Genomic DNA, 13876 nt, shown 5'->3' on the forward strand with positions numbered 1-13876 from the left:
GCTGGCCGAGGCCATCGAGCGGTTACGCAAGCGCCTGGGCGGCCTGGCTACCCAGCAGGCGCTGGACGCCGTTGCAGCCGGCAATTTCCCGCTGATGGTGGAACTGGTGCTCGACTACTACGACAAAACGTATACCTACGGCTTGGCGCCGCGCCCCGGCGAGCCGCCGCGCACCGTGGTAGCGGTGGCGGGGTGCGATGCAGCAACCAACTCTGCGGCATTGCTGATGGCCAGTCGGCTGACTTGCCCCTGAGCTCAGATACAAATTTTTCCGGCATAAGGCTGTTGAGTTCCCCCGTGCTTTGTACCTTGTCCGCCAATGCACGCTGCCGGCCCAATGCTGTTCGCCGCCAGTCATCGCATACTTCTTACACGCACACCCAATTTTTTCTTATTCCTCACTTTTCCCCTCTTTTTTTATGTCAACATCCTTACAAGACCGGCTGAAGCAGGTTGGCCGGCTCCTGCCGGTGATGCTCTTGCCCTTCGCAGCACAAGCGCAGCTGGCTTACAACCCGGCGGTGGCCCTCAATACCACCACCACGTACACCGACCTGGGCACCACCGGCGCGGTTATCACCACGGCCAACACCGATGAGGCTAACTCGGCTGCCCAGAACATCGGCTTCTCGTTCAGCTACAACGGCGCCACTTTCACGCAGTTCATCCTGAATACTAACGGCATCATGAAGCTGGGCAACGTTGCCCCGTCGACGGTAGCGATGCACCCCGACTACGCGCAGGCCCCCGAAACCGGTCCCTTCTCGGGCTCAGACCCGGCCGACGTGAACCTGCTGGCGCCCTTCAACATCGACCTGGTGTCGGGCACGGCCGGCACGGCCGAATACCGCGTGGCCACCACCGGCACGGCTCCCAACCGCGTGTGCACCATTCAGTGGAAAAACGTATCGGACAAGGGTACGGCCGCCTCGGCCAGCAGCAGCACCGTCATCACGCCGCAGCTGAACAACGTTTCGTTTCAGGTGAAGCTGTACGAAACCACCAACGCCATTGAGTTTGTGTACGGTGCGGCGGTAGCCGGCACGGGCACTTCCAACATCAAGTGGGTGAATGTGGGCATCAAAGGTTCGTCGGCGGCAGAGTCGGTGGTGGCCAGCAAGGCTTCGTCCACGGCTTGGTCGACCACGGTATTCGGCCCGGGCCCGTACGACCCCACTTCGTTCAACGCTCACAACACGCGCCAGACCTTCCCGCCGGATGCCGGCCGCACCTACCGCTTCACCGTATCGTCGCCCAACGACGCGACGGTGAACACCGTGTACCTGCAAGGCCAGCTTTCGGCCGCCAGCCTGCCCCAGGTAGTACAGGCCATCGTGTCCAACATCGGCACGCAGCAGTACGCCGGCGGCACCGCTACCCTCACCGTGAAGCGGGGCACCACCACGCTCTACACCAACGCCAAAACCATCGGCTCTACGGCCACGGGCCTGGGCACGCTGGTTATTTTCGACCCCTACCCCGCGTCGGTGATGAACAACCTGGGCACCAACACCGTGACGGTGTCGCTGAGCAACGATGACAACAACGCGAACAATTCGCTCTCGCTCGACCAGGCCGTTACCAACAACACGTTCAACTATGCCTCGCCGGCGCCCACCACGTCGGCCATCAGCTTCACGGGGGCTGGCAACGGCACTTTGGGCTCGTTCTTCAGCAACAACAAATCGGTGCAGGTAAGCAGCGTGCAGGTGTTCGTTGCCAATGCTACCGGTACAGTAAGCGGCGTGCTGCTCGATGCCAACGGCACCGAACTGGCCCGTTCGGCCGCTCGCACGCTGGCCGCTGCTGATGCCGGCACCCTGCTCACCCTGGCCCTGCCCAGCCCGGTTACCGTGCCGGCTGGTGGCTTCTATGCCGCCGCCGCCCTCACTGCTGGCGCCAGCATCGGTACGCAAGCCGAAAACCCCACCCGCTCGGGTGCTTACTTCCAGATTACCGCCGGCGCAGCTCCGGCCGACATCTCGTCGGCTAACCTGGGCCGCCTCAACGTTGGCGTCATCACTGCTCCGGTAGCTACTGCCGTGCGCAATGCCGAGCTGAGCGCCGCCGTATCGGTATCGCCCAACCCCGCCAGCCAGCGCTTCACGCTGAGCGTGCCCGCTGGTAGCCTGCGCACGGCCACGGCCACGCTGGCCAACGCCCTGGGCCAAACGGTAGCCACGCGCCAGTTGAGCCTGCCCGCCACCGGCGGCACGACCGACTTCGACGTGAGCGACTACGCCGCTGGTGTGTACACCCTCACGCTGAAGGCCGGCGACGACCTGGTGGTGAAGCGCGTTGTAGTGCAATAACTGCTCCTGTGCTTCCGCACAAAAAAGGCGGCTCCGGTATCGGAGCCGCCTTTTTTTGTGGGCCGGGGCCGGAGGTTAACTAATGGGAACCTTGCGCAGGATGGCCTCAATCAAATCCTGCGTGCGAATGCCATCGGCTTCGGCCTCGTAAGTAAGCAGGATGCGGTGGTTGAGCACGTCGGCAGCCACGTCCTTGACGTCTTCGGGCAGCACGTAGTCGCGGCCGTCGAGGTAGGCCACGGCTTTGGCGGCGCGGTGCAGGGCAATGCTGGCGCGCGGGCTGGCCCCAAACTGCACGGCGTGGGCAAATTCGGGCAGGTCGTAGTCGGCCGGGCGGCGCGTGGCAAACACCAGCTCAATGAGGTATTTCTCGAGCGTGTCGGATATCTGAACCTGGTTGATTTGCTGACGAATGCCGAAAATGTCGTTTTTGGTGAGTATCGGCTGCACATCCTCCACGAAGCTCAGGTTGGCCATGCGCCGCATCACCTCCAGCTCGTCGGCCTTCTTGAGGTAGTCGACGTGCACTTTCAACATGAAGCGGTCGACCTGCGCCTCGGGCAAGGGATAAGTGCCTTCCTGCTCCACCGGGTTCTGCGTGGCCAGCACCAGAAAAGGTAAATCGAGCTGATACGTTGTCTCACCGATGGTTACCTGCTTCTCCTGCATGGCTTCGAGCAGGGCGCTCTGCACCTTGGCCGGCGAACGGTTGATTTCGTCGGCCAGCACCAGATTGGCGAAAATCGGCCCCTTCTTTACTTCGAAGATGGACTGGTTCTGGTTGTAAATCATGGTGCCCACTAGGTCGGAGGGCAGCAGGTCGGGCGTGAACTGAACGCGCTGAAAATGCAGGTGCAGCACCTTGGCCAGGGTGGAGATGGTCAGGGTTTTGGCCAGGCCAGGCACCCCCTCGAGCAAAATGTGGCCGCCCGTGAACAACCCTATAAGCAGGCGGCCAAGCAATTGCTGTTGGCCCACTACCACCTTGCCCATTTCGGCAAACACCTGGCGAATGAGCGGATGATAATCGGTTGGAACACCCGGTGAGGTGGCGGCATCAGGAGCAGGAAGCATGGGGCAAAGCAAAAACGTGCGAAACAGCAGCCGCAAGGTAGCCAATAGTTGCCTTGGCCTACCGGCGCCAAGCGTTTGCATGGTTTGCCGGCTGGCTACCGGGCACCGCGGCGCGCGGCCGAAAACAAGCCGTTGCGCAGAGCGTCCCCACAAACCCGCCACCAGCCTCATCAGGGCCCGTGCGGCCGGCGGCCTCAGCCACGGGCGGCCTACTCCGGGGCCAACGGCAAAGGGGCCCCGGCTGCATAACCGCGGAATGGTGTTGGTCGTAGTGTAATACCCTGCCGCTTTTCTCAAGCCATTGCCGGCAAGCAAAACAGTCTGAATGGCCCGACTTAAAGTTGCATTGTTTTGCCAGAAAATATTTACATTTAGCAGCCGTAAGGTCTGGCCCGCGCGTTCGTTCTCACCTTCTATTCTCCCCACTCCTGCATGAAATTATTTTTCCTCACTCGTGTACTGCCCGCTTTAGTGCTGCTGGTAGCCGTTGGCGAAGCAGTTATGGCACAGGCTCCTGCCGATGGCGGCCCTGCCCCAACCGGACCCACCGCCATTCCGCTCGATGGTGGCATTTCGCTGCTGGTAGCCGGCGGCGTGGCTTATGGCATTAAGCAGCTGCGCAATCGCCGCAAGCGCGCCTAGGCGGCCTCATCTACTTCAGGCAATGTAATTTGTCAGCGGCTCTTTCCGATGAGGGAGCCGCTGATGCTGTTTAATTACCCTGCTATCTTTACCATATGTCCTCTACTGCTTCCACATCCCCTGCTAACCGGCTGCTGTACCGGTTCTTACTGTTGGCAGTAGCCATGTATTTGGCGTGGTTTTTTGGCTATGAGCAATGGCTGGCCCACGATGGCCGGCTCGATGCTGTTCTGTGCCAGAACATTGCTCATAGCAGCGTGCTGCTGCTGCGGGCACTAGGGTTTGCGGCCACCATCGATGCCCACCTTCCCACGCTGGTGCTAATGGCCGGCGAGCAGTCGGTCGTGGTTGGGCCGCCCTGCAACGGGCTGGTGCTGTATGCCTTGTTTGCGGGGTTCGTGCTGGCTTTTCCGGGGCCGTGGGCGCGCAAAGCCTGGTTTATTCCGGCGGGTATTGCCCTTATCTGGCTGCTGAACGTGGTGCGCGTGGCAGCGCTGGCTATCAACCATCACTACTCGCACCAAACCGTTGATTTCAACCACCACTACACGTTTACATTCGTGGTGTACGCGTGCATTTTTGGTCTCTGGATGCTGTGGGCCCGGCGCATGGCCACGCCAGTCCGGCTGGCCTGACGCTCGTGGAATCACCGCTTTTACCGCCTTCTTCTCCTGCCGCATCGCCGCAGGTGCCCCTGAGCCGATGGCTGCTAACGGCTGGCCTGGTAGTGGCATTGCTGCTGCTAGGCGTGTATAGCGACCAAGTGCTGGACGTGCTGACCGCGGGCTGGCAGCGCGGTCTGGCAGCACTCGGGCTCTCCAGCACTGTGCACACCCTGCAGCAAGGCATTGATGCGGGCGTTACCAGACGCATGCTGCCGGCGGTGGCTACTTATGCGGCCCTGTACCTGGGTTGCTGCCTGCTACTGCTTCGCCTATGGCTCACGCCGGCACAGTGGGCCCTTGCGTGGCGTCTGTATGCGGGCGCGTTGGTCGTTTACGTGGGCATTGCCGGACTGGGCAAACTGACGGGCAATGCCCCGTGGGCTTACCGGCTCAGCCGCCATTTGCTCGATTTTATTGTCAGCCCGTTACCGGTGGCCGGGCTGTATGTGCTATTCCGGGCCGGCTTTGGGCCGGCGGCTGGGCGCACGTAAGACTGCGGCCTTGTTCCTTTTTGTTGGACTTCCTGCAGGCAGCTCGCAATGGCGAGATTATTGCTATATGGCTTAACTTCATTCACCCGTGATAACCAAGGTTTTTACTTTCCACCACTTTATTCATTCCACTACATGAAACACCGCTTACTCTTCTGCTTTTGGCTACTGGCCGGGGTTTTGTTAGGCTCAGCCCCAACACATGCTACCCACTTGCTGGGTTGCGATATGACCTATATCGCCCTCGGGAACAACCAGTACAAAGTGAGCTTCCGGCTGTACCGCGACTGCTCGGGTATTCAGGCCAGCCCGTTCACGCTGGAATGCCGCAACGGTGGCTGCAATGCCGCCGCCTCCATTACCGCGCAACTGGTGCAGCAGGGTGCCACCGTGGCCGCCACACCGCTGGGGCCCAACACGCCGGGTTCCTGCCAGAACCCCTCGGCACTGTATCCGCTGTATGATTTTACCACATATGCCGCCACGGTAACGCTGCCGCCCGGACAGTGGACGCTGAGCACCAGCCAGAATGCCCGACCAGCCATTGCCAACTTGGCCAACGCAGGCGATTTGTATGCGGAGGCTTACCTTGACAACCGCAATGCGGGTACGGCAGCGGTGTTGAACTCTTCGCCGCAGTTCGACCCGCAGGACATTCCGATTCAGTACATATGCGTAAACCAGCGCGCTACGTTTGGCTTCTCGGCCAACGAAACCGAAGGCGACTCGCTGGTGTACTCGCTGGTAGCCCCTCTCTCCGGCTGCGGCACGGCCGTAGGATACAACGCCTATCCCAACGCCAATGCCGGCACGCTACCGGTTAATAGCTCAACGACTTGCCGGCTGGCAGTGGCAGCCCTGAATGGCGGCAGTCTTTTCACGCCCACACTCCCTATTCCGGTGGCGTTCGATACGGTCGGCAGCTGCCCGCTGCGGCAGGGCTTGCCAGCTTTCCGCTTTAACCAGGCCGCTCGTACCATTACGCTGGTGCCCAACCGCTACGTACCCGTGACGACGGCAGCCGACGGCTCGAACAAGTACCAGGTAGTGGTGCAGGTAGAAGAATACCGCCGCCTGAACGGTGTGCGCCGCCTTATTGGCCGGGTGCGCCGCGAGGCCGTGCTGATTGTGACGGACTGCGCGGCCAATACTCTGCCCACGCCGGTGCAGGCAGTGGCGCGCACCGTCAACTCCGGTACGACGGTTATCAACACCGCCGACACCACCCAGCTCGACGTGGCCGCGTGCAGCTACTCGCGCGTGAACCTGCAGTTCACCGACCCCGACAACCTGAAAACGCCCAGCGCCCACCAGCTGCTGACCGTGACGCTGCCGGCCGATATTAATACCAACCCGCAGCTGTTGGCTGCCGGCGATATTGGCACTTTCTCCCTCAGCGGCAATGGCACCGAAACGCCGGTGGGCACGTTCTTTTTCCAGCCCTCGCCATCGATGGTTGGGCGCATCATTCGCGTCAACGTTCGCACGGAAGACAATGCCAACCCGGTGAAAGGCATACAGAATCGGGTAGTGCTCATTCGTATTGTGCAGCGCAATCCGGCGGCCGTGGCGGCGGCCGGCATTACCAGCTCGGCAGCCGATGTGTGCGCCGGCGCCTCAGTGCTGCTGCAGGGCCGCCTGCTGCGCCCCGACTCGGTGCGGAATTTTGGTGCCAACAGGAGCATGGTGCAAACCTATACCTATCGCTGGACGGTGCGCGGCGACGGCCTGCCCACCAGCCAGGTAAACAATGCCACCGTCACGGCCACGCCCACTCGCACCAGCCGCTACCTGCTATCGATTTCGCCCACCGGCGGCTTCGGGCCGGGCTGCACCGATACCACATCGGTGCTGGTGCGGGTGCTGCCGGCGGCGGCGGCGGCCACCATTACGCGCAGCGGGGCGGTGCTCACCAGCAGCTACGCTACTGGCAACCAGTGGTACCGCGACGGCCTGCCCATTGCCGGGGCCACCGGCCGCACCTACACGGCCGTGGCCAGTGGCAGCTACACCGTGCAAACCACCGTGAGCAGCGCGGGTGGCAGTTGCCTGGCGCCCATGTCGGCGGCGCAGGCGGTGGTGCTGAGCACGTTGTCGGCCCTGCCCGGCACTACCCTGAGCATCGTGCCCAACCCCACGCCCGACGGCCGCCTGAACGTGCTGCTGACCGGCTATAACCAACCCGTGGAGTTGCTGCTGTTCGATGCGCTGGGCCGGCAGCTGAGCCGCACGGCCGTGCCTAGCCCCAACCCGCAAGGCACCAGCCAGGCCCTCGACCTCGGAGCCATGCGCGGCGGGGTGTACCTGCTGCAGGTGCGCACGGCCGTGAGCCTCGAAACGCGCCGCGTGGTACGCGAATAACCATTGCTGCAAAACCAAAAACGGCCGGCTGCTTCGATGGAAGCGGCCGGCCGTTTGCGTTGTGGTTATTTCACTTATTTCACCGGCACCAAGCTGATGGCACAGCCACCACCCGGGGCCAGCGGCACGCGCAGGGTGGTGCCGGCCGATACCGTCTGGGTGCTGATGCGGTAGGCTTCGGGGTTGGTTTTCCAGTCGGCACCGGGCGCATCGGCGTAGAGGGTGGCAGTGTAGCGGCGGCCTTTGGGCAGGAAGCTCAGGTTGAGGGTGGCGGTGCGGCGGCGGGCGTTGGTGATGGCCCCGAGGAACCACCGCTCGCCGCCCTTCTCCAGTCGGGCGGTGCTGATGTACTCGCCGGGCTCGGCTTCGAGCACGCGGGTATCGTCCCAGTCCAGGGCCACGTCTTCGATGAACCTGAAGGCATCGGGGTGGGCGGCGTAGTTTTCGGGCAGGTCGGCGGCCATTTGCAGCGGCGAATACAGCACCACGTACAGGCCCAGCTGCTTGGCCAGGGTGGTGCGCACCTGCCGCTCGGGGTGGCCGGCCACGTAATCTTTCAGCTTGAAAATGCCGGGCGTGTAGTCCATCGGGCCGCCCATGAAGCGGGTGAAGGGCATGATGGTTTCGTGCTCGGGCGCGTTGCCTTCGGGCGTGAAGGCGTTGTACTCGTTGCCGCGGCCGGCCTCGCTGGCTACCCAGTTGGGGTAGGTGCGCGAGAGGCCGGTGGGTCGCACCGACTCATGCATATCGACCGTGACGTGGTGCTTGGCGGCCATCTCGGCCACGCGCACGTAATGGTTGCTCATCCACTGGCCGTCGTGGTGCTCGCCGCGCGGAATGATGCGGCCCACGTAGCCGGTTTTCACGGCCGGGTAGCCGTAGCGGTTCATGAAGCGGTAGGCGGTGTCGAGATGCTGCTCGTAGTTGGTAGCCGCGCCCGAGGTTTCGTTGTGCATTATCATCTGCACGCCCTTGTCGGCGGCGTACTGCTGAATCTCGGCCACGTTGAAATCGGGGTAGGGCGTCACGAAGTCGAACACCGGCTCCTTCCAGTTGCCGAACCAGTCTTCCCAGCCCTCATTCCAGCCCTCCACCAGCACGCCCGGGATGTGGTGGGCGGCGGCGAAGTCGATGTAGCGCTTCACGTTGGCGGTGGTGGCGCCGTGGTGGCCGTTGGCAATGAGCTGGCCCTGGGCGTTGAGGGTGTCGGCGCTGTCGGCGTAGCGCCAGTTGCTTTTGCCGGTTTGCATCTCCCACCACACACCCACAAATTTCATGGGCTTAATCCAGCTCGTATTGGCGATTTTGCTGGGCTCGTTGAGGTTGAGGATGAGTTTGCTGGCCAGAATATCGGGCGCTTTGTCGCTCACGATGATGGTGCGCCAAGGCGTGTGGCCGGGCGCGTGCAGGTAGGCCTTGGTACCCACGGCATCGGGCACGAGACGGGCCGTAAGGCGGCGCGTAGCCGCATCCACGTGCAGCTGCATGGCCGGGTAGTCGACCTGCGCGGCCTCGTGCAGGTTCACGTAGAGGCCGTTTTCGTATTTGAGCATCAGCGGCGTGGCCACCAGCTGGGCATCGGGGGCCTCGCGCACGGCAATGGCCGTCGAGCCCTTCACCAACCGGGTGTTGTCGACTTCGCTCAACTTCGACACCGTGTAGGGGTACTCGTTGGTGTCGTAGTCGCCCGGAATCCAGAAGGCTTTAGGGTCGCCGGGCAGGGTAAATTCGGTCAGCTCATCGGCCAGCACGAAGTATTGCAGGCTGGGCTGCCGCGGAAACTCGTAGCGAAAGCCCACGCCATCGGCAAACACCCGAAACACAACATCGAGCCGGCGGCCGGGCGCGGCGGCCTGCCGCAGGTGCACCGTGAGCTGCTGGTAGTGGTTGCGAATGTTCTTCACCTCGCCCAACACCGGCTGCCAGGTTTCGTCCACAGTTTTGGTTTCGCTACCCGCCAACTGCATGGGACCGTCGAAACCGCCCCGGCCCCCGGCCAGCACCAGGCCCAGCCGCGAGGCATTCACCACGGGTTTCGTGCCGAAAGTTACCGCGTAGGTGGGCCGGGCCTCGGCATCGAGCGCCACGGTGAGGCGCACGCTGCCCTGCTGAGCGGTGAGGGGTGCATTGGGCTGCGCGACGGCAGGACCAACTGCCAACAGCGCCAATAAAAACAAGCAAGATTTCATTATTAAGCAGAAAAGCAGCTACCGCCGAACCAAACAATTAGCGCCACCTGAGCGGCCGGAACCAGCGGCGATGAACGTTTATCGTTTCAGCACCAGGTAGCCATAAGCCGGCAGCGACACGGTGGCCCCAATAGTAGTGGCGGCGCCGGTGAGGGCGTTGGTCCAACTGGTGCCCATGAGCGCGACGGGCACTGCGTAAGTAGTGGCCGCGTTGCGCACGTTGGCCAATACGAGGGCCTCATCCGTACCCGCCCGCTTGGTGAAGGCGCACACATCGGCCGTGCTGTAGGCCGTGGGCGTGCCGTGGCGCAGGGCCGGGCTGGCGGCGCGGGCTTTCAGCAGCTGGCGGTAGGCGGTGGTCACGGCGGGGTTCATATTCCAGTTCACTTTCACGGAGGTGAAGGGGAAGGCGATTTTGGTGGTCATGCCCACTTCCTGGCCGTTGTAAATCATAGGGACGCCCTTGTATAGGGAGGCCACCACGAAGGCCGACATGGCCCCGGCGTTGCCGCCAAACAGCGCCACGGGCGTGCCGTCGGAATCGTTCACGTCGTGGTTGGTGATGTAGCGCACCACCTGCTGGGTGCCGGTGGCCCCGGCATACTCGCTGGTGTTCAGGCCATCGAACTCGGTGGCGGCCGCGCCATTGCGGTACACACTGCGCAGGCCGCCGTAGAAGCTGAAGCCAAAATTGTAGTCGAAGCCCGAAGCGAAGTTGGTGCTGCGGTTGCCCTCGGCCAGCAGCAGCAGCTTGTGGGTTTTCACGTTGCGGAGCGTGTCGACGGCCTGCTTCCAGAAATTAGTGGCGGCAATGGTGGGCGCGTCGGCATAGTCGAAGCGCAGGCCGTCGACGTTGGCTGTGAACACCCACGACTTCATGGCCGAAATCATTTCGGCGCGCATATCAACGTTGGCGTAGTTAAGCTGGGCCACGTCGGTGTAGTTGGTGCCGGGTGGGCTCACGATAGTGCCCGACGCATTCTGCAGGTACCAGTCGGGGTGGGTGGTTAGCCAGGCGTTGTCCCAGCTGGTGTGGTTGGCCACCCAGTCCAGCATCACGCTCAGGCCGCGCTGGTGGGCGGCATCTACCAGCGTGCGCAGGTCGGCCAGCGTGCCAAACTCGGGGTTCACAGCGCGATAGTCCTGCACGGCATAGGGCGAGTTCACGCTACGCGTCTTGCCCACCGGGTAAATGGGCATCAGGTACACCACGTTGGCGCCGAGGCTTTTGATGGAATCGAGCCGGGCCGTGACGCCGGCAAAGTCGGCGCTGGCGCTGAAGGCGCGCATGTTCACCTGGTAAATCACGGCGTCCTCGCGGTTGGGCACGCCGGCGAAGGGCGTGCCGTACTGCGGCGGCGTTGGCGTAGAAGTAACTGGTGGGAAGTCTACCACCGGCGGGGGCGTGTCCTTGCGGCACGCCAGCAGCCCGGCAGCCATCCCCACGACCAGCGTGCTGCGAAGAATAATGCGGTAAATGAGCATTGACAAAATGATTGTTGAGCGAGTAAGAATTTCAGGTGCCCGGCTCCAGAGCCAGCCGCTGCCGAAGCGGCATTCCGGCCCTTCCGGCAGCTTAGCCGCGCACCGGGACTCAGTGGCACCGGCCCCAGCCCCGGGCAAGACATTGGCAAAGCTATTTGCCTCGGCACCTGGCAAAAACATATCTAGCCACAATATCAAAAATATCAACAACCCATTATCAAAACTACTTTAACATCAACTAATTACCCCATAAACCAGGCACGAAAATATAGAGCATATATGGCGGCTCGGCGCTCTGCCAAGGCCAAGAACGAAGCTCTGAATTCCGATATAACTCGCTGCCGCCCTACCCCGCAACAGCAGGATTTCACACCGCCCGAATGGCCTGCACCCGCGCCTCGAACTCTTCGTTGGGCACTACGGAGCGGTTCTTCACCCGCGTTTTGTAGGTATAAATCGTGTTGATGGAATAGCCCAGCATGCGGCTGATTTGCTCGCTGTCGGTAATACCCAGCCGGATGAGCGCGAAGATGCGCAGCTCCGTGGTCAGCAGCTGCTCATCGGCCAGCGCAATGCGGTGCTCGGGCCGAAACAGCTCGTTGAACTGCGCAAGGAAGTTCGGGAACAGCCGCAGGAACACGGTGTCAAACCCCTTCAGCAGCTCGTTGCGCTCGGTTTTGATATTCACCGCATCCACCAGCTTCTGCACGCCAGCGTACTGCTTGCTGGCCAGCAGCGCCTCCACGCGCTTCTTCAGCGTTTCAAGCTTGTCGATGTACTGCGAGTTGTTGTGGAAGTAGTAGCCGATATATTCTTCCTTAATCTTGTTGGCTTCGCTCAGGCCACTGTTCAGCTGGTGCAGCTCGTCGTTGCGGGCCAGCAGCGCCTGGTTGGCAGCAAAAACCAGCTGGTCGGCCCGGCGCAGCCGGCGCACCTGCCGCACGCTCATCACCGCAAACCCAATTACCGCACCCGCCAGTAGTGTCATCACGATGGCGTAGGTTTTCAGCGACCGGCGCTGGCGCTCGATAATGCTGATTTTCTGTCCCTCGATGATGGACGATACATGGCTCATGGCAATCTGCCGTTGCCGGGCCTTGTAGAACGCCGCATTCTCGCGCGCCTCCCGAATAAACGTGTAGGCATTTTTCAAATCGCCCTGCCGGTAGCAGTAGTCCGAAAGCTTGAAAATAGCCGTTGTTTCCTTGGTGGCCGTTTTCACGTCGGCAATGGCCGACACGAGCAGCAACTCAAACGCCTTGGCGGGCTGCCCGGCCAGCTCGTACACGTAGGCCGTGGTGCTGGCGCTCACCGCCAGCTGGTGCAGCGACAAATGCGGCAGCCGCAGAATCTGCTGGTACACAGCTGCGCCCGCCACCAGGTTGTTGGTCTTCTGCGCCCGAAACTCCTGCACTGCCAGGTATTCGTAGGAGCCGGGCCGCGCCAGCCGCCCCGCCGTATCGGCGTAGGCCAGGGCCTTGGCATAGTAAGCCGGCCGGTAAGTCTGGTCCTGGTTAAAATCGCCGAGGTCGCTGTAGGCCCTGGCCTTCAGAAAATAAAAGCTCTGCTTATCCGCCGCCGTCAGCCGGCGCGGGTCGATGCGGTCGAGCGTATCAAACGTTTCCTTGAACAGGCCCGACGACAGCAGCACGAAGGCCAGCTTCAGCTTCGCTACCTCCATCTTTTCGGGACTGCGCAGCTGCGCGGCCAGCCGCGTAATCTTCCGGCAGTAGGCAAAGGCCGAATCGTACTTGAACGCCTTGTACTCGTCGTAAATGCGCACGCCCAGGTCAAACCTGGCCTCGTCGCTGGCTTCCGGCGATACGAACTCGGCCGTGAGCACTGCAATGCGGTTCAGCCGCTGCCCGTCGTATTCCTTTTGGTGGGCCAGCGCCTCGTTCAGCTGCGTCAGCAGGCTGTCGGCCGTGTTTGGGCCGGCCACGGCCCGCAGGGGCAGTACACCAAGCAACAAACCACAAGCAAGGAGCAGAAGCTTCACCGGAAATTATCAGCCGTTCAATAGTCGCAACAAGCCAAAAGTAGCCCTCGGCAACGGCGAGGCTAATACGCTTATCGAGCAAGAAAAAAGTCCTGCCAGGGCCGGACAGGACTTCTTTCATCGTACCAGAGACGGGACTCGAACCCGTAAGCCACTGAAGGCAAGTGAGTTTAAGTCACTCGTGTATACCATTCCACCACTCCGGCCTGCTCCAAAATTACGGCAAAAACCGCAACCGGCCTAAAACAAAAACGCCACCCGAAGGTGGCGTTTTTTGGAGCGGGAGACGAGGTTCGAACTCGCGACCTCGACCTTGGCAAGGTCGCGCTCTACCAACTGAGCTACTCTCGCTTGAGGTTCAGAACAAGTTTCGTTGTGCTGAATGGTGCGACAAAGGTAGGGGCATTTTTTGGAGAAGCAAGTACCCGTCGCAAAAAAACTTCCCCTAAAACCCTTTCCGCTTCATTTTCAGGCCGAAAAAATTAGCCTTTACCTAACGTCAGCTTTAGTTCGTTCAGCTTCATCAGCGCCTCGATGGGCGTAAGCGTGTTCACATCGAGGTGCTGCAGCAGCTCGCGGATGCGTTCCAGCGCCGGGTCGCTCGGCTCGAAGATGCTGAGCTGGGCGCGCGGGGCCGTGGCCACGGCCGTGGTGAGCA

The 13876-nt window shown here is 61.8% G+C and carries 9 protein-coding genes, 2 tRNA genes and 1 pseudogene; 6 read left to right on the forward strand and 6 right to left on the reverse strand.

All coding sequences use genetic code 11. The features are described from left to right. Together ACYVDE_RS04995 and ACYVDE_RS05000 are read left to right on the forward strand one after the other, a co-directional pair. Window positions 1–253, forward strand: a pseudogene (locus ACYVDE_RS04995) (tRNA 2-selenouridine(34) synthase MnmH); the annotation flags it as partial. Window positions 254–419: 166 nt separating this feature from the next. Then, on the forward strand, window positions 420–2312 hold the full coding sequence (locus tag ACYVDE_RS05000) for a T9SS type A sorting domain-containing protein (RefSeq protein ID WP_460500370.1): 1893 nt from the start codon (window positions 420–422) through the stop codon (window positions 2310–2312). Between the two features lie 75 nt (window positions 2313–2387). On the opposite strand, the gene ACYVDE_RS05005 is transcribed toward ACYVDE_RS05000, so the two are convergent. Continuing rightward, the gene (locus ACYVDE_RS05005; protein WP_460500371.1) at window positions 2388–3386 is read right to left on the reverse strand and encodes an AAA family ATPase; all 999 of its coding nucleotides are present in this window, start codon (window positions 3384–3386) and stop codon (window positions 2388–2390) included. 432 nt (window positions 3387–3818) lie between these two features. Here ACYVDE_RS05005 and ACYVDE_RS05010 point away from each other — a divergent pair, with 432 nt between their 5' ends. The 4 genes from ACYVDE_RS05010 (at window position 3819) to ACYVDE_RS05025 (ending at window position 7545) form a co-directional block, all read left to right on the forward strand. Continuing rightward, window positions 3819–4028: a PID-CTERM protein-sorting domain-containing protein gene (locus tag ACYVDE_RS05010; protein ID WP_460500372.1), complete on the forward strand. Its 210-nt coding sequence runs from the start codon at window positions 3819–3821 to the stop codon at window positions 4026–4028. A gap of 95 nt (window positions 4029–4123) precedes the next feature. Then, entirely contained in the window at window positions 4124–4663 is a 540-nt protein-coding gene (gene xrtX, locus ACYVDE_RS05015; protein ID WP_460500373.1) for an exosortase X, read from the forward strand. A 53-nt stretch (window positions 4664–4716) separates the two neighbouring features. After that, a complete protein-coding gene (locus ACYVDE_RS05020; RefSeq protein WP_460500374.1) occupies window positions 4717–5184 on the forward strand; it encodes an XrtX-associated membrane protein in 468 nt (155 codons plus the stop codon). Window positions 5185–5412: 228 nt separating this feature from the next. Then, window positions 5413–7545: a T9SS type A sorting domain-containing protein gene (locus tag ACYVDE_RS05025; protein WP_460500375.1), complete on the forward strand. Its 2133-nt coding sequence runs from the start codon at window positions 5413–5415 to the stop codon at window positions 7543–7545. 74 nt (window positions 7546–7619) lie between these two features. On the opposite strand, the gene ACYVDE_RS05030 is transcribed toward ACYVDE_RS05025, so the two are convergent. The 5 genes from ACYVDE_RS05030 to ACYVDE_RS05050 all read right to left on the reverse strand — a co-directional run bounded on the left by ACYVDE_RS05030 (window position 7620) and on the right by ACYVDE_RS05050 (window position 13569). After that, entirely contained in the window at window positions 7620–9734 is a 2115-nt protein-coding gene (locus tag ACYVDE_RS05030) for a glycoside hydrolase family 97 protein (protein ID WP_460500376.1), read from the reverse strand. Window positions 9735–9812: 78 nt separating this feature from the next. After that, window positions 9813–11219 (reverse strand): alpha-amylase family protein, encoded by a 1407-nt coding sequence (locus ACYVDE_RS05035; RefSeq protein WP_460500377.1) that lies wholly within the window; start codon window positions 11217–11219, stop codon window positions 9813–9815. Between the two features lie 367 nt (window positions 11220–11586). Beyond that, the gene (locus tag ACYVDE_RS05040; protein WP_460500379.1) at window positions 11587–13191 is read right to left on the reverse strand and encodes a DUF6377 domain-containing protein; all 1605 of its coding nucleotides are present in this window, start codon (window positions 13189–13191) and stop codon (window positions 11587–11589) included. 150 nt (window positions 13192–13341) lie between these two features. Further along, window positions 13342–13424, reverse strand: a tRNA-Leu gene (locus ACYVDE_RS05045). 69 nt (window positions 13425–13493) lie between these two features. Next, a tRNA-Gly gene (locus ACYVDE_RS05050) sits at window positions 13494–13569 on the reverse strand. Window positions 13570–13876: the final 307 nt, after the last annotated feature.

The organism is Hymenobacter agri, from assembly GCF_054778495.1.

Bases quoted from the DNA above. Each gene is read 5' to 3' on its own strand.
- ACYVDE_RS05000 (WP_460500370.1), top strand. From the start codon at position 420: ATGTCAACATCCTTACAAGACCGGCTGAAGCAGGTTGGCCGGCTCCTG.
- ACYVDE_RS05005 (WP_460500371.1), bottom strand. From the start codon at position 3,386: ATGCTTCCTGCTCCTGATGCCGCCACCTCACCGGGTGTTCCAACCGAT.
- ACYVDE_RS05010 (WP_460500372.1), top strand. From the start codon at position 3,819: ATGAAATTATTTTTCCTCACTCGTGTACTGCCCGCTTTAGTGCTGCTG.
- xrtX (WP_460500373.1), top strand. From the start codon at position 4,124: ATGTCCTCTACTGCTTCCACATCCCCTGCTAACCGGCTGCTGTACCGG.
- ACYVDE_RS05025 (WP_460500375.1), top strand. From the start codon at position 5,413: ATGACCTATATCGCCCTCGGGAACAACCAGTACAAAGTGAGCTTCCGG.
- ACYVDE_RS05030 (WP_460500376.1), bottom strand. From the start codon at position 9,734: ATGAAATCTTGCTTGTTTTTATTGGCGCTGTTGGCAGTTGGTCCTGCC.
- ACYVDE_RS05035 (WP_460500377.1), bottom strand. From the start codon at position 11,219: ATGCTCATTTACCGCATTATTCTTCGCAGCACGCTGGTCGTGGGGATG.